This window comes from Thioclava sp., from assembly GCF_048263065.1.
Classification (GTDB): domain Bacteria; phylum Pseudomonadota; class Alphaproteobacteria; order Rhodobacterales; family Rhodobacteraceae; genus Thioclava.
Window position 1 is genome coordinate 457,994 of the sequence record NZ_JBLXEM010000001.1, and the last position, 19,938, is coordinate 477,931.

17 protein-coding genes are annotated in these 19,938 nt (G+C 60.2%); 10 read left to right on the plus strand and 7 right to left on the minus strand.

Going from position 1 to position 19,938, the window contains the following annotated elements; genetic code table 11:
- Positions 1-57 precede the first annotated feature (57 nt).
- The 8 genes from ACN0SD_RS02320 to ACN0SD_RS02355 all read left to right on the plus strand — a co-directional run bounded on the left by ACN0SD_RS02320 (position 58) and on the right by ACN0SD_RS02355 (position 8,464).
- Positions 58-855 carry an acyltransferase family protein gene (locus tag ACN0SD_RS02320; protein WP_417806596.1) on the plus strand — a complete coding sequence of 266 codons (798 nt, stop codon included), beginning with the start codon at positions 58-60 and terminating at the stop codon, positions 853-855.
- Positions 856-1,058: 203 nt separating this feature from the next.
- Positions 1,059-3,194 carry a polyribonucleotide nucleotidyltransferase gene (pnp, locus tag ACN0SD_RS02325; protein WP_417806597.1) on the plus strand — a complete coding sequence of 712 codons (2,136 nt, stop codon included), beginning with the start codon at positions 1,059-1,061 and terminating at the stop codon, positions 3,192-3,194.
- A 95-nt stretch (positions 3,195-3,289) separates the two neighbouring features.
- Positions 3,290-4,339: a glycosyltransferase family 2 protein gene (locus ACN0SD_RS02330; protein ID WP_417806598.1), complete on the plus strand. Its 1,050-nt coding sequence runs from the start codon at positions 3,290-3,292 to the stop codon at positions 4,337-4,339.
- Between the two features lie 97 nt (positions 4,340-4,436).
- Positions 4,437-5,153 carry an FkbM family methyltransferase gene (locus ACN0SD_RS02335; RefSeq protein WP_417806599.1) on the plus strand — a complete coding sequence of 239 codons (717 nt, stop codon included), beginning with the start codon at positions 4,437-4,439 and terminating at the stop codon, positions 5,151-5,153.
- 3 nt (positions 5,154-5,156) lie between these two features.
- Positions 5,157-5,918 carry a glycosyltransferase family 25 protein gene (locus tag ACN0SD_RS02340; RefSeq protein ID WP_417806600.1) on the plus strand — a complete coding sequence of 254 codons (762 nt, stop codon included), beginning with the start codon at positions 5,157-5,159 and terminating at the stop codon, positions 5,916-5,918.
- The gene (locus tag ACN0SD_RS02345) at positions 5,911-6,978 is read left to right on the plus strand and encodes a glycosyltransferase (protein WP_417806601.1); all 1,068 of its coding nucleotides are present in this window, start codon (positions 5,911-5,913) and stop codon (positions 6,976-6,978) included. Before ACN0SD_RS02340 ends, ACN0SD_RS02345 begins: the two co-directional genes overlap by 8 nt.
- Positions 6,979-6,986: 8 nt before the next feature.
- The gene (locus ACN0SD_RS02350) at positions 6,987-7,742 is read left to right on the plus strand and encodes a glycosyltransferase family 25 protein (RefSeq protein WP_417806602.1); all 756 of its coding nucleotides are present in this window, start codon (positions 6,987-6,989) and stop codon (positions 7,740-7,742) included.
- A complete protein-coding gene (locus tag ACN0SD_RS02355; protein ID WP_417806603.1) occupies positions 7,742-8,464 on the plus strand; it encodes a sulfotransferase family 2 domain-containing protein in 723 nt (240 codons plus the stop codon). Before ACN0SD_RS02350 ends, ACN0SD_RS02355 begins: the two co-directional genes overlap by 1 nt.
- 48 nt (positions 8,465-8,512) lie before the next feature.
- On the opposite strand, the gene ACN0SD_RS02360 is transcribed toward ACN0SD_RS02355, so the two are convergent.
- Complete coding sequence (locus ACN0SD_RS02360) at positions 8,513-9,160, minus strand: peroxiredoxin (RefSeq protein WP_417806604.1); 648 nt, start codon at positions 9,158-9,160, stop codon at positions 8,513-8,515.
- 164 nt (positions 9,161-9,324) lie between these two features.
- Between ACN0SD_RS02360 and ACN0SD_RS02365 the strand changes: the two genes are divergently transcribed.
- Positions 9,325-10,761 carry an aldehyde dehydrogenase family protein gene (locus ACN0SD_RS02365; protein WP_417806605.1) on the plus strand — a complete coding sequence of 479 codons (1,437 nt, stop codon included), beginning with the start codon at positions 9,325-9,327 and terminating at the stop codon, positions 10,759-10,761.
- A 151-nt stretch (positions 10,762-10,912) separates the two neighbouring features.
- Here ACN0SD_RS02365 and ACN0SD_RS02370 read toward each other — a convergent pair whose 3' ends face one another.
- The 5 genes from ACN0SD_RS02370 to ACN0SD_RS02390 all read right to left on the minus strand — a co-directional run bounded on the left by ACN0SD_RS02370 (position 10,913) and on the right by ACN0SD_RS02390 (position 18,397).
- Positions 10,913-13,990: a molybdopterin dinucleotide binding domain-containing protein gene (locus ACN0SD_RS02370; RefSeq protein WP_417806606.1), complete on the minus strand. Its 3,078-nt coding sequence runs from the start codon at positions 13,988-13,990 to the stop codon at positions 10,913-10,915.
- Positions 13,991-14,000: 10 nt separating this feature from the next.
- Positions 14,001-15,122: an NrfD/PsrC family molybdoenzyme membrane anchor subunit gene (gene nrfD / locus ACN0SD_RS02375; protein ID WP_417806607.1), complete on the minus strand. Its 1,122-nt coding sequence runs from the start codon at positions 15,120-15,122 to the stop codon at positions 14,001-14,003.
- On the minus strand, positions 15,122-15,874 hold the full coding sequence (dsrO, locus tag ACN0SD_RS02380; protein WP_417806608.1) for a sulfate reduction electron transfer complex DsrMKJOP subunit DsrO: 753 nt from the start codon (positions 15,872-15,874) through the stop codon (positions 15,122-15,124). The genes nrfD and dsrO overlap by 1 nt, the downstream gene beginning before the upstream one ends.
- Positions 15,875-15,971: 97 nt before the next feature.
- Positions 15,972-16,589 carry a response regulator transcription factor gene (locus tag ACN0SD_RS02385; protein WP_417806609.1) on the minus strand — a complete coding sequence of 206 codons (618 nt, stop codon included), beginning with the start codon at positions 16,587-16,589 and terminating at the stop codon, positions 15,972-15,974.
- Complete coding sequence (locus ACN0SD_RS02390; RefSeq protein ID WP_417806610.1) at positions 16,586-18,397, minus strand: sensor histidine kinase; 1,812 nt, start codon at positions 18,395-18,397, stop codon at positions 16,586-16,588. Before ACN0SD_RS02390 ends, ACN0SD_RS02385 begins: the two co-directional genes overlap by 4 nt.
- Before the next feature lie 263 nt (positions 18,398-18,660).
- Between ACN0SD_RS02390 and ACN0SD_RS02395 the strand changes: the two genes are divergently transcribed.
- Positions 18,661-19,449, plus strand: coding sequence for an exodeoxyribonuclease III (locus ACN0SD_RS02395; RefSeq protein WP_417806611.1), 789 nt, complete (start codon positions 18,661-18,663; stop codon positions 19,447-19,449).
- Here the strand turns inward: ACN0SD_RS02395 and ACN0SD_RS02400 are convergent.
- Positions 19,416-19,928, minus strand: a complete 513-nt coding sequence (locus ACN0SD_RS02400; RefSeq protein WP_417806612.1) for a DUF6622 family protein — start codon at positions 19,926-19,928, stop codon at positions 19,416-19,418. The genes ACN0SD_RS02395 and ACN0SD_RS02400 overlap by 34 nt on opposite strands.
- Positions 19,929-19,938: the final 10 nt, after the last annotated feature.

Below are 19,938 nucleotides of genomic sequence, written 5' to 3' on the forward strand. Positions count from 1 at the left end.
GAAATTGTTAAATGGCCTTTTGAGCAATGGGTTAGAATGTCTCCAAGAAATGCGACGGTGGACTATATTCGACTGCTGGCAGCTTTCGCGATTGTGTGGTTTCATAGCAATGCGCCGGGCCATCAACTCGCCTATCTCGGCTTGCCGTTTTTTCTTGTCTTGCTGGGGCTGCCGTCGCGAGCATCGCTAAAGGTCAAGGCGCGGCGCTTATTAAGACCGTTCGTCGTTTGGTCGCTGATCTATTCAGGCGCAAAGATGGTTCAGGCTTTGCTTCGCCATGAGCCCCCGCTTGGTTGGTTGGAGCCATGGATGCTGATGACTGGCACCAGTTTGCATCTGTGGTTTTTGCCGTTCGCGTTCGTGGTGTCCCTGCTTTACCTGCGAGATCATCCGAAATGGCTATTGGGTTTGATGCCGGTCGTCGGTGCATTGGCCATGATCGTTTTCGCAAAGGTTCTGTCGCCACCCTTTGCGCAATGGGCGTTCGGGATCGTACCGCTGACCTTGGGTTATTGCTATTTTCGTTGCGGGCGCTGGGTTGTGCTGCCTTGGGTGATCAGCGTCGCGCTGCTGTTTGCGTTCCGTCCAGCCTCTGACAATGGTGCGATCGCTTTGGGAACTGCGGCGTCTTTGCTGTTGATGCAGATCCGCTTGCCGCAATCAGCGCTATCGGATTGGTGCGCGCGTCTGTCTTTATTGATCTATCTTGATCATCTTTTGGTTATTGGAGTCGGGCAATTTATTGGCCTGACCTCGTATGCGCTCGCACTCTTTGCTATCAGTGGGGCGATGGTTCTATCGCTAGGCATTACGTGGCTGGCCCGTGTGACGCGATTTGGCGCATTGCTGACCTGAGCGACACCCTGCGCAAGCGCGCCGCCCCCCAACTCCATGCTTCCCAACTCCCTTATTTTCCTGTATGGCCCTGCCATCTGTGACGTGACGCCCAAAGCCCCCGGGCACATGCGAATAGGATAGGGGGCGGCGGCAATGGGGCCGCCATGCAAATCGGGAGACACGGGATGGGCCCGTGGGTGCTCCCAGACAGGATACGCTGAATGTTCAATATCGTTAAAAAATCAATCCAGTGGGGCGAAGAAGAGCTCACGCTGGAAACCGGCAAGATTGCGCGTCAGGCTGACGGCTCGGTTATCGCCACTCTAGGTGAGACCTCGGTCATGGCCAACGTGACATTTGCCAAGGCGCCGAAACCGGGTCAGGATTTCTTCCCGCTCACGGTGCATTACCAAGAGAAATACTACGCTGCGGGCAAAGTGCCGGGCGGCTTCTTTAAGCGCGAGGCGCGCCCGACCGAGAAAGAGACGCTGACCGCGCGTCTGATCGACCGTCCGTGCCGTCCGCTGTTCGTGCCGGGCTTCAAACATGAAGTGCTGGTGATGTGCACCGTGCTGTCGCACGATCTGGTCAATGAACCCGATATCGTGGCGATGATCGCGGCCTCGGCTGCGCTGACCATCTCGGGCGTGCCCTTCATGGGGCCGATCGCGGCGGCGCGCGTGGGTTTTGCGGATGGCGAATACATCCTCAACCCCGAAGTCGACGACATGCAGAAACTGCGCGAGAACCCCGAGCAGCGTCTCGACCTCGTTGTCGCGGGCACCAAAGACGCCGTGATGATGGTCGAATCCGAGGCTTACGAGCTGTCGGAAGCCGAAATGCTGGGTGCTGTGAAATTCGGTCACGAGGCGATGCAGCCCGTGCTGGACCTGATCATCGATCTGGCGGAATCGGCGGCAAAAGAGCCCTTCGATTTCCAAGCGCCCGATTACTCGGAGCTGTATGAGGCTGTGAAAGCAGCGGGCGAAACCGAGATGCGCGCGGCGTTTGCGATCAAAGACAAGCAAGAGCGCACCAATGCGATCTCTGCGGCTGTCGCCCTGATCAAAGACAAGCTGACCGAAGAGCAGCTTGCTGATGCCAACCTTGGCTCGGCGATCAAAAAGCTGGAATCCTCGATCCTGCGTGGCGACATCATCAGCGGTGGCGCGCGTATCGACGGGCGTGACAACACCACCGTGCGTCCGATCGTGTCCGAAGTTGGCATCTTGCCGCGCACCCATGGTTCGTCGCTGTTCACCCGTGGTGAAACGCAGGCGCTGGTCGTGACCACGCTGGGCACGGGCGATGACGAACAGATCATCGACGCGCTGCATGGCAACTCGCGCTCCAACTTCCTGTTGCACTACAACTTCCCGCCCTACTCGGTCGGCGAAGTGGGCCGTGTGATGGGTCCGGGGCGTCGTGAAATCGGTCACGGCAAGCTGGCATGGCGCGCGCTGCAAGCGGTTTTGCCCGCAGCGACCGACTTCCCTTACACCATTCGCTTGGTGTCCGAGATCACCGAATCCAACGGCTCGTCGTCGATGGCGTCGGTCTGCGGTGGGTCGCTGTCGATGATGGATGCGGGCGTTCCGCTGAAAGCGCCGGTGGCTGGTGTGGCGATGGGCCTGATCCTTGAAGAGGATGGCAAATACGCCGTGCTGACCGACATCCTTGGTGACGAAGATCACCTTGGCGATATGGACTTCAAAGTGGCGGGTACCGAGAACGGCATTACTTCGCTGCAGATGGACATCAAGGTTGCGGGCATCACGCCCGAGATCATGGAGCAGGCGCTTGCGCAGGCGAAAGACGGCCGGATGCACATCCTTGGCGAGATGAACAAGGCGCTTTCGGCTGGCCGTCAGGAATTCTCAGCCCATGCTCCGCGTATCGAGACGATGCAGATCCCGACCGACAAGATCCGTGAAGTGATCGGCTCGGGCGGCAAAGTGATCCGCGAGATCGTCGAAGTATCGGGCGCCAAGGTTGATATCAACGACGAAGGCATCATCAAGATCGCCTCGGCCAATGGTGAGGCCATCCAGAAGGCTTACGATATGATCCACGCGATCGTGGCCGAGCCCGAGGAAGGCCATATCTACACCGGTAAGGTCGTGAAGCTCGTCGATTTTGGCGCCTTCGTGAACTTCTTCGGCAAGCGCGACGGTCTGGTCCACGTCAGCCAAATCGCCAACACCCGCCTGAACCACCCGAGCGATCTGCTCAAGGAAGGTCAGGAAGTGAAGGTGAAACTTCTGGGCTTTGACGACCGCGGCAAGGTGCGCCTTGGCATGAAAATGGTCGATCAGGAAACCGGCCAAGAGATCGTGGCCGAGAAGAAAGAAGACTAAGAGCGGCGACGCTGTTGTCGAAAATTGCGCTGGCCCCTGCCCAAAAGCGGGGGCCTTTGCTATTTGATACATAGAAGCCGCGCGCAGGAGATGTCATGGAACAGACAAGCCTACTCAAACCGGTCACCGCGCAGCGTAAACACGGTGCGCGATTGACTTGCGTTGCGCTGACACACAACGAACGGCGCATTTTGCCGGAGTTCCTTGCGCATTATCGCTCGCTTGGGGTTGATCATTTTCTGATGGTTGATGATCGCTCGGATGACGGCTCACGCGAGCTGCTTGAAGCGCAACAGGACGTTAGCCTGTTTACGCCAGTCGATGGTTCAAGTTATTCACGCGACAAGCGGTTCTGGCGTGCCCTGCTGCTTGATGAGTATTGCGATGGCTCTTGGGTTGTCGTGCCCGATGTCGACGAACATCTGGTCTATCCTGACATGGAGAGCCGCGATTTTTTGTCGGTGGTCTCTGCGTTAGAGGCCGAGGGTGCAGAAGCGGTGCAGGCGACGATGATCGACATGTATTGCGACGCGCCGTTCAGCGAACATCGCTACGGAACGGGGCGGTTGATTGATACATTTCCGCTTTTCGATGGCCCGGATTCCTACATCCGGATCGCCAGCCCAAGAAAATTTCGCGCAAAATATCCGACACCCTATTTCCAAGTGATTGGTGGCATGCGTCAACGCGCTTTTGCTCCGTTTGGAATTGTGCCGGGTTCGGTTGAGGCAAAACTGGTGCGACGCTTTGGTGATGTCGGGGGCAGCTATGAAACTGGCGCGATCAATCGGCTGAGCGCCGCGCTGCTGCGCCACACGCTGCGGTCACGTCTGCGCAAAGTGCCGCCATATAACTTGACCAAGATACCATTGTGCCGCTGGAAATCGGGCATGTATTTTTACAACGGAGCGCATGCACTCTCTCGATCGCTGCCGTTAGCGAAGACGCGCATGGCGCTTTTGCATTTCAAGTTCACCAATGGGGTTGATCAGATCCGTTACATTGCAGATCGGGGCGAGCATGCTGAAGGGGGCGCCCACTACGCGCGTATTGTCGAGCAAGGGGTGTTGCTGGCGCGTTCACCAAAGTTCGGCGGAACGCGCTTTTATAACGGCAGTCAGGCACTGGGCAGGCTGCTAAGCTAATCTGTGTATTGCTTGCCTGCTAAGAGGGTGTCGTCTATTGGACTCTGGGGGGGCACCGAAACGAGAGGTGGTCGAGAGATATGACGTGGAGAGACGAGTGACACTCAAAAAGCCAACTTTCAGGAACTTGCGTCTTCGGATGCATCGTTTCACTGGTCGAAAAGTTACGAGCCTTGACGGGCTGAGCTTGATTTGTAGCGAAGACAAGATCCCACGTTCGGTCGCGACGGCGATTATCAAAGGGGGCTACGAGCTCGCTGAACGGCAACTTGCCCGGAAAGCTATCCGTCGAGATGACAGGGTAATTGAGATCGGCACCGGGGTTGGCGTGGTTGGGCTTGTCTGCACTCAGGCGGCAAGCGCGGGACGCGTCACATCCTACGAGGCGAACGCCATTCTAGAGCCGATCATTCGCGAAAACTACGCGCTCAACGGACTATCACCGAACTTGATACTCAAGGCGGTTACGGTCGATGGTAGCCCAATTACCTTTTATCGCGACCCCAAGATTATTTCTTCGTCCGTCATTGATCGCGGTCTTGAAAACGAGAAGGTCACTGTAGAAAGCGTGCCAATTGAACAGGCTTTGCTGGAAACCAACGCAAACGTGTTGGTGATGGATGTCGAAGGTGCCGAGATTGCCTTACTCGGTGCCGCAGATTTGTCTAACGTGCGTGAAATGATTATCGAAGTGCATCCTCATATCATGGGCGTAGAGGCAATTGATGGTATGCTGGCTGATCTCGTTGAGCGTGGCTTTACCCTGCGTGAAAAGCGGCACAAAACAGTGTGGCTCAGCCGAGAACCAAGCTAACCCATGTGGCCTGCCTATGTCATAAACCTCGCCGATAACACCGTGCGGATGGATCGGGCGCGGGCGGTGCTGGAGGGGCAGGGGGTTGCGTTTCAGCGGGTTGAGGCGGTCAATGGCTGGCAATTGCCGCAAGACCGGATCGACGCGTGTTATAACGTGGCGCGCAATGCGCGCGCGGGGCGTCAGCCGCTCGTGCCGGCTGAAATCGGGTGCTACCTGTCGCATATCGAGGCTTGGCGTCAGATCGCGGAAGGGTCGGCCGAGGGCGGCGTCATTTTCGAGGATGATTTCGAGGCAAACGAGACTTTGCGCCCCGTGATCGAGGCCTTGTCAGCCGACGGTGCGCGCGATTGGGATATGGTGAAACTGTTCACGCTTGATCCGCAGGTCGCGCTTGCGCAGGCGCGTGATCTGATCCCCGGCATTCGCATCGGAATTCCTTACCGCGTGCCCACCTGCCTGATCGGTTACGCGCTGACCCGCTCTGCCGCGCAGCGCTTGCTGGCCCAAACCACATCGTTTTTCCGCCCCGTGGACGAGGATCAGAAATTCGTTTGGGAGACGGGCTTGCGCGTGGCGTTGGTGCTGCCTGCGCCCGTGCGCATCGGGGATCAGCAGGCCGTGACGGGCACTATCGGCAAGGCACGCCGTGCTGGTCGGCGTGGCGGCTTGGGGCAAGCGCTGCATTCGCTGAGGTATGGGCTCCGCTATCGTCGTGCGCTGGCGTGTCACCGGCGCAAGGAAGGTTGGTCGTGTGATGACTAAGGCGACGCCCAAACGCGTGCTACATTTCCATTTCGGCAAAGAGGGGGGGGCGGAGCGGTTTTTCGTTAACCTCGCCGGAGCTTTCGCCGAGCGCGGTCTGGAGCAGCGCTTTGTGATCCGCCCGAACCGGACTTGGGAGGGTGACATCACACCGCTCGGCCCGGTGATGCGCAACAATTTCAGCCGGATTTCGCCGCTAAGTCTGCTGGCGCATTGGCGTGCAAACGCGTGGGTGCGCGATTGGAAACCCGATGCGGTGATGGCGTGGATGCCGCGCGCTGGCCGGTTGCTGCATGACTGGCCTGGTGTCGTGAAACTTGCGCGGATGGGCGATTTTCCGGAAAACCTTAAGCATTTTGGTAAATGCGATGTGTTGGTAGGAAACCTGCCCGGCATCGCCACGCGCTGTCGCGATCTGGGCTGGCAGCGCCCGGTTCTGACGATCTCGAATTTTGCCCGCAAGGTCGATGCGCGCCCGATTGATCGCGCTGCGATGGGCACACCAGAAGGGGCGTTTGTCGTCGCCGCCTCAGGTCGTTTTGTGCCGCGCAAAGGGTTCGATACCTTGATCCGCGCGGTTGCCCGCCTGCCTGATGCATATCTGTGGCTGCTGGGGGATGGCCAGCAACGCGATGCCCTCGTGGCGCTGGCAAAAGAGTTGGGGATGGCCGATCGCGTGCGGTTTGCGGGATGGGTGAGCGAGCCGATGCATCATGTCGCGGCTGCCGATGCGTTCGTGATGCCGTCGCGCCACGAGCCCTTGGGCAATACTTTGCTTGAGGCGTGGCAGGCGGGCGTGCCCACGGTGGCCACACGTTCTGAAGGGCCCGATTGGTATATGCGCGACGGCGTGGATGGGATCGTGACTGACATCGACGACGACGGCGCAATTGCTGCGGGTCTGGCGCGGTTGCGCGATGAGCCCGATCTGGCTGCTACATTCGTGCGTAATGCGCATGCGCGGCTGAATGCCTATTTCAGTCGTGATGCAGTGGTAGATGCGTATCTGCGTGTGTTTTCAGGCGATTTTACGGCGCAGACCGGGCCCGATTCGGGATGAAAGCGTTGGTGATCAATCTTGATCGTGAAACAACCCGTTTGGCGTTTCAACAGGCGCAGGCAGAACGGCTTGGATACGAGATTGAGCGGATCGCGGCTGTGACGGTTGATGCCATCGCGCCGCCCACGGATGATCAGGTCTGGGCGCGCTGGCAGCGCCCTTTGCGCGGCGTCGAGATTGCTACGCTGATGTCACATCGTATCGCATGGCAGCGCGTTGTCGCCGAAGACTGCGCAATGCTTGTGCTTGAAGATGACGCTTGTTTGATGAACAGTGCGGCGGCGTTTTTGGCACAGGTGCAAGCGGCTTTGAATGTTGAGTTTGCGACACTTGAGACGCGCGGGCGGCGCAAGATCGTGGGCCGGCGTCACGCTGACCTGCCGGGTCTGCGGCGGCTGTATCTTGATCGTAGCGGGGCTGCGGCGTATCTGCTTTGGCCTGCAGGGGCGCGCAAGCTTTTGGCGCGCGCCGATGCGGTCCCCGCGCTGGCTGATGCAGTGCTGGTTGAGACGGCGGGGTTGCTGCGCTGGCAGGCCGACCCGGCGCAAGCGATCCAGATTGACATGGCGCAACGCTATGGGCTGAGCGCCCCGATCCCGGTCGCCAGCGCAATTTCCAGCGTGGCGCGACCGTCGCGCGGAGGCTGGCGCTTTCGTGTCAGGCGCATCTATCGGCAAATCGTGATGGGCCTAATCGGATTGCGCACCTTATTGGGGGCGCAGCGGCGCGAAATACACCCCGCACCACAACAAGGGGGGCGCTAATGGCTGGCCTGCGTATGATTCGAAACTACCTGACTTGGCAGTTCGGTCACCCGACTCATTTGTTTTTGCACATCCCCAAAAATGCCGGGGTGAGCCTGCGCAAGCATCCGCAGTTGCAGGGGCGTATCTTGCCCGCTGATCCCTATCTGCTAAAGGACCGCGCTTATCGCAAGGAATTGCTGGCAACGATGAACGCCAATGGCGAGCACCACGGCTATCAACACGCGCGTTGGAGGGATTTGTCGCCCAAGGCGCAGGCGCGCTTGCAGGCCTTTGCGGTGGTGCGCAATCCGTGGGCGCGCACGGTGTCACGCTGGACCTTTGGCAAGCTGGCGATGGAAAAATCGACGCGCTCCAAGGATTATACCGCCCAAACTTTCGAAGCGTTTCTCGAAGAGCGCCATGTCTGGGGCAACAAGCCGTTTTACTGGCACCGCGCGATCCGTGGTTGGTATCCGCAGATTGATTATGTGACCAATGAGGTCGGTGAGATTCAAGCCGACATCCTGCGACTGGAACATTTGCGCGATGAACTGTCCGCCTATTTCAAGGTCGATCCCGCGCCGCAGCGCAACCGATCCGCCAAGGCCGATTACCGCAGTTTTTATACCCCGCGCACAATCCAGATCGTTGCCGATTGGTATGCCGCCGATATCGAACGTTTCGGGTTTGATTTCGACACGCCCGCGCAGCGCAACTACTGGGCGCAAGAGCGCGCATGAAAAAGCCCCGGCACGGTGGCCGGGGCTTGATACAATTTAAGGTGATCCTCAGACCTTAACGGTGCGCAGATAGGGCAGCTTCACGTCGACATCGCCGTATTTCGCCTTGGCTTCCTCGGTCGACAGCGACAGGCCGACGATCACGTCCTGACCCGGCATCCAGTTGGCGGGGGTTGCCAGCGGCTGGCCGTCGGTGGCTTGCACGGCATCAAGCGCGCGCAGGATTTCCGCGAAGTTGCGACCAACGGTCATCGGATAGATGATCATCAGGCGGATTTTCTTATCGGGGCCAACGATAAACGTCGTGCGCACCGAAGCCGAATCTGCCGCCGTGCGTCCGTCGGGCAAATAGGCCTCTGCGGGCAGCATGTCATATAGCTTAGAGACAGTCAGCGAGGTGTCGTCGATGATCGGGAAGTTCGCGGGCGCGCCTGCGATTTTCTCGATGTCGGCTTTCCATTTCTTATGCTCTTCGACGGAGTCGACGGATACGCCCATCACCTTGGTGTTGCGCTTTTCGAACTCGGAAGCGAGCTGGGCGACCGCGCTGAATTCGGTGGTGCACACGGGCGTGAAGTCTTTGGGGTGCGAAAACAAGATCGCATAGCCGTCACCGACCCAGTCGTGAAATTTGATCTCGCCAGCGGTCGAGTCGGCAGTGAAATCGGGAGCAATATCGTTGATGCGCAGGCCCATGAGGCAACCTCCTGTCAGTGAAAATTCATCGTCAGACCGGATATAGGCCTTTCGACCGCTCCCTTCCAGACACTTGAGCCTCTTTTTAAGTTGCGCTGCGTGACATCTTGTCCTCGGCTCTGCGCGGTGACAGGTTTGGTCAGTATTCAGCCAAGGAGGCGGCGATGATCGAGAAGCAGGATTTTTATATCAACGGGCAATGGGTGGCCCCGAAGGTGGCGCGTGACTATCAGGTGATTGATCCGGCCAGCGAAGAACCATGCGCGGTGATCTCACTGGGCGATCAGGCCGATACGGATGCCGCCGTGAGCGCGGCCAAGGCGGCTTTGCCCGCTTGGAAAGCCGCCGATCCGGCAAAGCGCATTGCCGCTGTCGAGCGCATCGCCGAGATCTATGCGCGCCGCTCCGAGGAAATGGCGCAGGCGATGAGCCTTGAAATGGGCGCGCCGATTGATCTGGCGCGCAAGAACCAAACTGGTGCTGGTGCCTATCACATCGCCAATTTCATCACGGCTGCAAAGGACTTCCCTTGGGTGCATCCGCTAGGCGATGGCACACCGGGCGCGATGATCGCGCATGAGGCGGTGGGTGTTGTGGGGCTGATTACGCCGTGGAACTGGCCGATGAACCAAGTCACGCTGAAGGTGATTCCGGCGATTTTGGCGGGCTGTACGATGGTGCTGAAACCCTCCGAGGAATCGCCGCTGTCGTCGCTGCTATTTGCAGAGATCTTGGACGAAGCGGGCTTGCCGCCGGGCGTCTTCAACCTTGTGAACGGCGACGGGGCGGGCGTGGGCTCGCAGCTGTCGAGCCATCCCGATATCGAAATGATCTCGTTCACCGGCTCGACGCGCGCCGGGCGCTTGATCTCCAAAGCGTCGGCGGAGACGTTGAAACGCGTTGCGCTGGAATTGGGTGGCAAAGGCGCCAATCTGGTCTTTGCCGATGCGGATGATGACGCGGTTGCGCGCGGTGTGAAGCATTGCTTCCAGAACTCGGGGCAAAGCTGTAACGCGCCGACGCGGATGCTCGTGGAACGCTCCGCCTATGACCGCGCGGTCGAAATCGCGCGCAAAACGGCAGAAGAAACCAAGGTTGCCAGTCCGCGTGAAGAGGGCAAGCATATCGGCCCGGTGGTGAACAAATCGCAATTCGAGAAGATCCAGGGCTTGATCGAAAAGGGTATCGCTGAGGGGGCCAAGCTGGTGTCCGGTGGTCCCGGTCGCCCGGAAAACCTCAATCGCGGGTTTTATGTGCGTCCCACGGTCTTTGCCGATTGCGATCCGTCGATGACGATCATGAACGAGGAAATCTTTGGCCCCGTTCTGTCGATCATGCCGTTCGACTCGGAAGAGCAGGCGATCGAAGTGGCGAATGCCACGCCCTACGGGCTGACGAATTATGTCCAGTCCGGTGATGGCGCGCGCCGCAATCGACTGGCGCGGGCGCTGCATTCGGGCATGGTCGAGATGAATGGCGAAGATCGCGGTGCAGGTGCGCCATTTGGCGGCGTCGGTGCCTCGGGGCGTGCGCGCGAAGGCGGTCGCTGGGGCATCGAGGAGTTTTGCGACGTCAAATCGATCTCGGGCTGGGCTGAATAGGGGCGCTGCCCCCGGCCTTCGTCGTCGCCGTGCGCGCGTTGCGCTTGGCGACGACCAATTTTCTTGCAACTCAGAGACCGATGAAAGTTGCGATCTCGCCTGGACCCCGCGTCAAGTTACAAGGCGGGGTGCAAGCGCGCGGCGTGCGCGGCTACGCGATGCGCCAGATTTTCGCTGGCAGGCCTTGGCGCACTGCGGTGCCCGAGATCGGGTTGACCCAGACGCCGGGTTTGTCGCGCGTCGGATCAATCAGCCCGAGATCATTAAGCAAGACACCCGCCGCCAGTCGCGGATCGCCCGGCTTGGTGTCACCGTCGATGGTGATGTCATGCGCGCCAAAGCCGCGATGGCCAAAGCCGTGCTCGATTGCCACCGTGTCGGGCGCGATGCCTTCGCGGACCACCGCTACGCTGTCTAACGTGCCCCCCGGCGTGCTAAGCCGCACCATGTCGCCGGTGCGGATGCCATGAGCGCGCGCCAGGGCGCTGCCCACGATCACCGGATTGGAGGCGACGATGCGCAACAGCACCTCGGCCCCGACAGAATACGAGTTCTGCAACGGGGATTTGTAGCTGAACACCCGGATCGGCCAGTCCTCTTTCGCGTAGTGATCAGATACTTTCGAGCCATCCGCGAATTCCGCCTCGCGCCATGATGGCGTGCCGGGCACGCGGGTGCCGGTGGTGGCGCGGCGGAAGCTGCCAAGCTCTTCGTTCCAGATCAGCATCGGCTTATCAAACGCATAGGTCGCGCGCGCGCCGTCATAGCTGTGCTCGATGTTTTCATAGCGCCCGCCCTTGGCATAGATCGTCGCGGCGCGACGCCATTCATCAGGCTTGAGCACCGCTTTCAGATCATCCGCGATCCGCGCGACATTGGACAACTCGATATCCTCGTCGCTGGCAGGTGCCACCGGCGTCTTGCCTTGCATCGCGACATTGGCCGCGCCCCGCATATACCAATCTTCAGCGCGATTAAGCGGATGCAACTTGCCTTGGGCATCGGGAATCGCCTTGTCGCCGAAACCGGGCAGTCCCATGCGTTTGGCGGTCGCGATCAGGAAAGTCTCCATCCCGACGCGCTCACCTTGAGCATTCTTTTCCATCCTCGGCTCGATCACCGGCCAGCGCGCACAGGTCGCTTTCGTGGCAACGCCGCCCCACGGTTTGGTGAAGCCCCAAGTTTCATACATCACCGAATCCGGCACGATGTAGTCTGAAATCCCCGTGCTTTCATTGATGAAGGGATCAATCGAGATGATCAGCGGCACCACTTTGGGGTCTTTGAGCTTTTCGACCAAGGGCGCAACGCCGGGGATGCCGTAGACCGGGTTTGTATTGCGGAAGATCAGCGCCTCGGCCCCGTAGGGGTAGTGGTTCACCATCGTGGAAATCCACTCCGTCGCCAGACCCGGTGCGTTGGGATACCAAGGGCCGTCGGCGGGGTAGGGCTTGCCTGCCGCTTTCTTGCGCTTAAATTCGCTGGTTTTTTCATAGGGCACATTGCGCCCGGCAGGCAGCCCTTTGGCTTTCACCGCGCCGGGGAAATGCGCCAGATCATAGGCCGGACCCTTGTTGTCGGGGAACCAGCCGCCCGCGATCATCGCGCCGCCTTTCCAGTTCAGGTTGCCAATCAGCGTATTGAGCATGCTGAGCGCATAGGCATTGGCAAAGCCCGACCCGCCCATCATCCCGCCATGGCTGTCGACCGCAGCACGCCGCCCGTGGCTGGTGAATTCGCGCGCGAGATCAATGATTTTCGCGGCGGGAATGCCGCAGGCGTCGCTATAGGCCTCAAGGCTTTGATGATGCGCTTCTTCGCGCAGCAAAGTGAGCGACGTCTTGATCGCAACGCCGCCGTTTGCCGTGTCCACCTCGCCCTCAAAGAACAGCGGCGCGGGTGCGTTTCCGGCAGGGATCGGGCCATTTGACGAGGCTACAAGATAGGGATCAGCGTCGGAATAGGCGTCGCCCTCAACAGCCAGCCCCAGATCCGAGCCGCGCAGGAAATGCCCAAAGCGCGGATGGGTTTCGTCCACGATCACCAGATGGGTTGCGTTGGTCCAGCTCGCCTCGCCCGCGGCATCGGCGGCGGCATGCGAGGGCTGGGCGAGGTAGTCGTGATTGATCCGATCATTGTCAAACATCCACGCCATCATTGCCATTGCCAGCGCGCCATCGGTGCCGGGCTTGATCGGCATCCAGCGTGATCGTTCCCCCGAAGGGCCATTTTGCGCGTTGTTCAGGATCGGATCGATCACCACATAGCTTAGATCGCCATCCGAGCGCGCCTTGGCCACAAGGTTGCCGATGCGTTTGAACGGGTTGCCCGCATTGCCCGGCGCAGTGCCTGCGAAGATGATGAATTCAGCATTTGAGAAATCGGGCTTGGCGTGAGGCATTGCCTTAAAGTCGCCAAACAGGGCACCTGAACCCGAGCGGAACGCGCCGCCGCAATAGCTGCCATGGCGGGTGAAGTTGTTTGAGCCAAAGCTTTGCTTAAGCCAGCGCAGCACGAAATTGTCGCGCCCGTCATCGACGCAATTCATCCACATCAGGCGGTTGGCGCGCGGCCCGAATTCGGGTGCGCCCTCAACTGCTGGGGTTTCAAGGTCGCGGATTTCGCGCAGACCGGCAACACGGCCCTCACCGAACAGATCGCCACCCTCGACGACCTCTTCGATCAGTTGCTCAAAGCTGATCGTCTGCCATTGCCCCGAACCGCGCGGACCGACCCGTTTCAGCGGTTTCAGCACCCGGCGCGGGTTCTCGACCTGTTGCAAAACGGCATTGCCGCGCCCGCAGGCGGTAGAGCGGTTGGTCAGCCCATTGCCTTTCCCAGCCTGCGCCATCGCGGCGAAACTTTCCGCGACCGAGCTTTCATAGGGGATGAAGGGATCGGTGCTCATCGGGGAATAGGGGTTGCCGGTGACGCGCAGCACCTTGTTGGCCTTTTTGTCCACCCGCACCCGCACACCGCACATCGTGGTGCACCCGATGCACATCGTATAGCTCATTGCCTGATCGGGGTTCAGCACGACATCCCCGGTTTCGGGATTGACGGTATATTCCGCCGGGATCGAGTTGCCGGTCAGGTGTTCATTGCGCGGCACCTCGCCCGACCACTTGCCTTTGACGAGCTTTTTCACCGTTCCGGCATAGCCCACACCGAACGTGGCCAATGCTCCGGTCGCGACGGCACCTTTAAGAATGTTGCGGCGATTGGTCATGGCGGTCTCCTCAGACAGAGCGAGCGGGATGAGCGGGCGTAGAAGGGCGACGCCCGGCGGGCGGGGTCGCATCGGCCCAAGGGAAGAAGGTCGTGTAGGCGATCAGCAGGAAAATCCAGAGCCCGAAGGTGCCAATCACCCCCATCAGCCCGTCAAGCCCGCTGGGCAGCAGCGCGTCATAGAGGCCAGAGCCGACTTTCGGCACCGCCTGACCGCCCATGAAGACCGTCCAGCGAAACATCCAAGCGGCATGGATCGCGATCAGCCCGGTCGCCCAGCCGGTGTTGCGCGGCGCGACAAGCGCTAGAACGAAGGGCACCGCGATGGCCAGCGCGCCCCAAACGGCGATCTGCTTCCAAATCGGGAATCCCGCGACCGAGGCCAGAGCTTGGGTATGTGCAGGCGAGAGGCCCGAGCGTGCAACGGTAAACCAGATGATGCCCAAGCCCCCAACCACGGCCAGCGCAAAGACCAGATCGCGGTTAAGCGATTCTTCCAGCGCGCCGTCGCGGTTCAGGACGCGTTCAAGCACCAACATCACGCCCAGCGCGCCGACGAAGCCGGTGGCGGCAAATTGCAGCGGCAGCAGCGGCGTGTTCCAGAGCGGGCGGGCGCGCACCACGGCGACTTCGGTGCCCGTATATAGAAGGATGCCAAGGGCAGCGAGCCCCGCGCCAAGGCCCAGAAGGCGGGCAAAGCCGTTTGCCTCGCCTTTCAGCGCCAGGATCCGGAACAGCCACGCAAACCGCCAACTCTCTTGCCCCATCGCATAGAAGGCGGGGCGGTGAATGGCCCATGCAAAGGCAAGCAACAGCACGACGTAGCTGGGGACAATCCACGCCCCCCACGCCATCCATGATGTCGTGTGGGTGTAAACGAAGAACTCCCAGAACCGGAAGGGTTGGTGCAAATCGGCCAGCAGGGCCACTGGGGCGACGATGCCGGTGGTAACAGCCACCATCAGCGCCAGCCGCGCTTTGGGCACATCGACTCCCCGGCCGAACACAAAGCCCGGCAACGCCATCAAAAGCGCCGTGCTTGAGATCGCGATCAAGAAGAAATATTGCACCGCCCAAGGCAGCCAAGCGGCCTCATGCACGGTGCCGACGAGTTCGTGGACTTGAACTTGCATCACAGACCCTCCTCATGGCTGCGGGCGCTATCGGCCATCTCGGGATGATAGGCAGCCTCACCGGCCACCCGACCGTCCAGAACGTCATCCAAGCCGATATAATAGACGTTGGGATTGGTGTGCATCTCGGGGCGCAGCACCGAGACCTCGTTCTCGCGCAGCATCCGCGAGACTTCGCTGTCGGCATCGTTCAGATCGCCGAAATTGCGCGCTCCGCCGACGCAGGTTTCGACACAGGCCGGCAACAGCCCCGCCTGCGTGCGGTGGAAACAGAAGGTGCATTTATCCGCGACCTGCGTCTCATGGTTGATGAAGCGCGCGTCATAGGGACAAGCCTGAACGCAATAGGCGCAGCCCACGCATTTGCTCGCATCCACCAACACTTCGCCATTCTCGGCCTTAAATGTCGCCTCGACCGGGCAGACCGGAACGCAGGGCGGATCATCGCAATGGTTGCACAGTCGTGGCAGCATCACCATCGCAGGATCTTGGCCGTCTTTGACCAGTTCATAGACCGAAACATGGGTGCGAAATGCGTCTTGGGGAACGTCATTTTCCATGATGCAGGCAACCGTGCAGGCCTGACAGCCAATGCATTTGCGCAGATCGACCACCATGCCCCAATGGGGTGTGGCCTCGGGGCTGTCTGCGCTGGCGGCTTCGGCGGATTTGCTGGCACCGGCAACGGTGGCGGCGGCGCCGATGGTCACCTTGCCGATCGCGCCAAGAAAGCCGCGGCGGGTCGTGTCCATGGGGCTGATCCTTTCTATACTGGGTCAGCCTGAACAGTAATATGACGCGCCGCGCCGCGGTATCGGTGCAAACCCCGAGGGGTCTGGGGGTTAACCCCTAGTCGGCCTGCCATCCCGCTGCGACAAGCAGTCGCACCAGATCGGCCGCACTGCTGGCCTGCATCTTCTCCATTGCGTTGTGGCGGTGGTTCTCAACCGTCTTGAGGCTAATGCCCAGATCATGCGCGATCTGTTTGTTCTGCCGCCCTGCCAGAACTGCACGCGCGACTTCGCCCTCGCGCGCAGTCAGGCTGTCAACGCGTTGGGTCAGTTGGGCGCGCTCACTTATGGCCTGCGCACGCTCACGACTGATGCGCAGCGCTTCGTTGATACGTTCAACCAAGGCCATGCCCTTGATCGGCTTTTCAAAGAAATCCATCGCGCCTGCGCGCATTGCACGCACAGCCATTGGTACATCGCCGTGACCGGTAATCATGATCACCGGCAGCGGGCAGTCGCGCCGCCCGAGTTCTTCCAGCAGTTCCAACCCCGTCATGCCGGGCATGCGCACATCGGCTAGAATGCAGCCCACCGCCTGATCGCCCAGCGTGGACAGCAGATCTGCGGCGCTGGCATGAGAGGCAATCGTCAAGCCAAGCGAGGACAGCAGAAACCCCAACCCCTCGCGCGCGGCGCGGTCATCATCGACGATATGGATCACAGGCGTGTCGCTCATGTCTCATCCTCACCGATCGGCAGCCAGATTGCCACCCGCAAGCCCACCCCGTCCGTTGGGATTTTCGCCCGCATCCAGCCGCCATGTGCCTCTATGATCGAACGCGACAGGGCCAGCCCCAGCCCGATCCCCTCGGGTTTCGTGGTGTAAAACGCTTCGGCGAAATGGGCCATCGCGGTCTCGGTCATACCCGTGCCGCGATCGCGCACAGACAGGCAGATCCCCGCGCCATGGGCAGGATCATCCGAACGCTCGGCGTTGATCATGATGCGGCGCTGGTCAGGCTCGGTTTGCGCCATCGCGTCCACCGCGTTCTGCACGAGGTTGAGGATCACTTGCGTCAGATGCACCCGGTCGCCGGTCACCTGCGGGAGGCTCTCTGCGCACATCACCTCGACATGGATCCCGGCGCGATGGGTCTGCGCCTCATAAAGCGCGCTACATTCTTCAAGCAGATCACACATCTTGATCGGGGTGCGCTGGCTTTCGCGCTTGCGCACGAAGGCGCGGATGCGGCGGATCACGGTGGCGGCGCGCTCGGCTTGCCCCGCTATCTCGCCCGAGGCGGTCTCCATATCCGCTTGCGTAAAACTGCCGGTCTTGAGCCGCAGCAAACAACCCTGCGCATAGTTTGAAATCGCCGAAAGCGGTTGGTTCAACTCATGCGCGATGGACGAGGCCATCTCGCCCAAAATCGACAGGCGCGCGACATGCTCCAGCTCGCGCATATGCAGCCGGTCGGCGGTTTCGGCGCGCTCACGTTCGATCATCTCTTGCTTGAGTTGCGTATTGGCGGTGTCCAGCGCGCGGGTGCGCCGCCGCACCAGTGTCTCAATGCGCACGGAATAAAGCGCCCAGAATATCAACGCCACCGCCAGCGCGATCAGCCAGTCGCTGTAATCGGCAATAAAATCGCGCAGGTTGACCGGACCGGTGCGGGCATAGGGGCCAAGCTGTAACTGGCGCAGCAGATTATGCACCGGTTGGTAATCCAGCGGCACCGTCCATTGATTGACCGAGGGCATCTGCATCAGGGCAATCGCGACTTTCTTGGCCAATTCCGGCGAGGTTTTGGGCGTTTTTGCAAAGGGCCAGCCGGGGTAGATCGGGCTAGAAAGCGCGCAGCTTGTTTCGTCTGACGGCTGCAGGGCAAAAGCGTGCAACGCCCCGTAGCGCGCCGGATCTTCGCGCTGCAATTGCTCAAGCATGCAAGGGCGCAACACAGCCGCATCGGCGCGCCCGTCCAGCACCGCTTGGGCCGCGCGCTCCATCGGATAGCCCGTCACCTCAAGTTGCACCTTACTCGGCAGCCGGGGATCTGCCTTCAACATCTCGGACCAAATCACCTGAAACCCGCCAAACGCCTCGGGGGCATTGATCGCTAGCTTGCGCCCCGCAAGATCGTCGAGAGTTTTCAGGTCTTGCGTCGTGACCAGTGTCGAGCCCACGGGCTGATCGGACTGCGCGGTGGCGATGCGGCTGATATGGTAGCGATATTCCAGCTCGGCATAATTGCCCGGATTGGTGATGACGAAATTTAGGTCTTTCGCCGCAAGCGCAGCGTCAAGCTGGTGGATATCAAGCGGCTCGAAGTGAAAATCATAGCCGGGCAACGCCGCATCCAGCGCGGCTTCGGTGGGCTTCCAATGGCTGAGCGAGTGATCCGAGCCGAGGTAATCCAGAACTCCGATCCGCAGCGTCTCTTGCGCCTGCGCCGCGGGAGCCAGCAAGATCAGGCAAGCGAGCATCGGCAGCGCATGCCGCCAGCCAGCCCGCAACCGCGCGGCCACGATCTTCAAGTCCCACATCGCTATTCCCACAATCTCGCGCCGGAGCCAGATCCGTTCGCCCGGCTTTCGGGATGCCAGAATGTTTAGGCGCGGTCAAATGCAGGCATTCCGGGAGAACACGACACGGTCTTAATCGTTGCACGTGTGAAGACGAAAGGGGCGCTGACCCCAGCTTGGCTCGCTCAGGCCCGTCGAGATATTTGGATCAAGAGGAAAAGGGGCGGTTGCGCAGGCGGTCACCCTTCGACATGATCGCGCGGATTTCGCAACGGGAGATGGTGATGGCGTTCACATTGGCGACTTGGAATATCAACTCGGTGCGGCTGCGCGAAGGGCTTGTGTGCAAGTTGCTAAGCGAAGAAGCGCCCGATGTGCTTTGCTTGCAGGAATGCAAAAGTCCGGTCGAGAAAATCCCGACGGAGGCGTTCCGCGCCTTGGGCTACACCCATATGATCGCGCGCGGTCAGAAGGGCTACAACGGCGTGGCGATCCTGTCCAAGCTGCCGATTACCGAGGTCGCGGCGCATGATTTTGCTGATCTTGGCCATGCGCGCCATGTTGCGGGGCAGCTGGAAAATGGCGTCACGATCCACAATTTTTATGTGCCAGCCGGGGGCGATGTGCCTGACCGGGAGGTGAATGAGAAATTCGGTCAAAAGCTCGATTATCTGACGCAGATGCGCGATCATTTTCGGGCCGAGGGTGTGAAAAAGGCGATCCTTGTGGGGGATCTGAATATTGCCCCGCGTGAGGATGACGTCTGGAACCATAAGCAACTGCTCAAGATCGTGTCGCATACGCCTATTGAGGTTGATCATCTGAACGCTGCGATGGAGGCGGGCGATTGGGTGGATGTGACGCGTCAGGATATTCCCGAAGGCCAGCTTTATTCGTGGTGGAGCTATCGCGCGCGCGACTGGGATGCGGCGGATAAGGGGCGCCGTCTGGATCACGTCTGGGCGACCTCGGATATCGCGGCGGCGGGTCATTCCAGCCGCGTCTTGCGTGCGGCGCGCGGCTGGGAGCAACCCTCGGATCATGCGCCGGTGTTTGCCAGCTTCGATCTTTGATTGGCGCGGGCAAAGCGTGTGGCGAGGTTCAGATTTCGCCCGGCGCTTAGCCCGAAAAGTCCTGCCCAGATTGCGGCCGCCAGCGGTGGCGTAAGCGGGCTTGCAAACCAGCTTGTCCCCGCCGCTGCGCCGTAATGCAGCGCGAATTCAAAGGCGAAGATCAGCAAGATCAGGACCAAGAGCATCGGGTCGCCGGGCGTTGTTAATTGTCGTGTGGCGACGTCGATTTTGACGCTCCAGCGGGCCGCATGCAGCCAGCCCAGCGCAATCCCTGCTGCGCCGCCGATGACAGCGAGTATCAGGTCAAATGACGATGCCTGCGGGAAAATTCCGAAAAACCCGTGTAGTCCTAACGCGCCAAAGATGACGGGCATCAGGGCCAGTCGCTCTACCCGGATCGTGCGGGCGTGCAGGCGTTTGACGCCCAGCCAGACCAGACCTGCGAACAGAAAATAAACGTATGTGGGAATATGTGACATCGTATCGCCT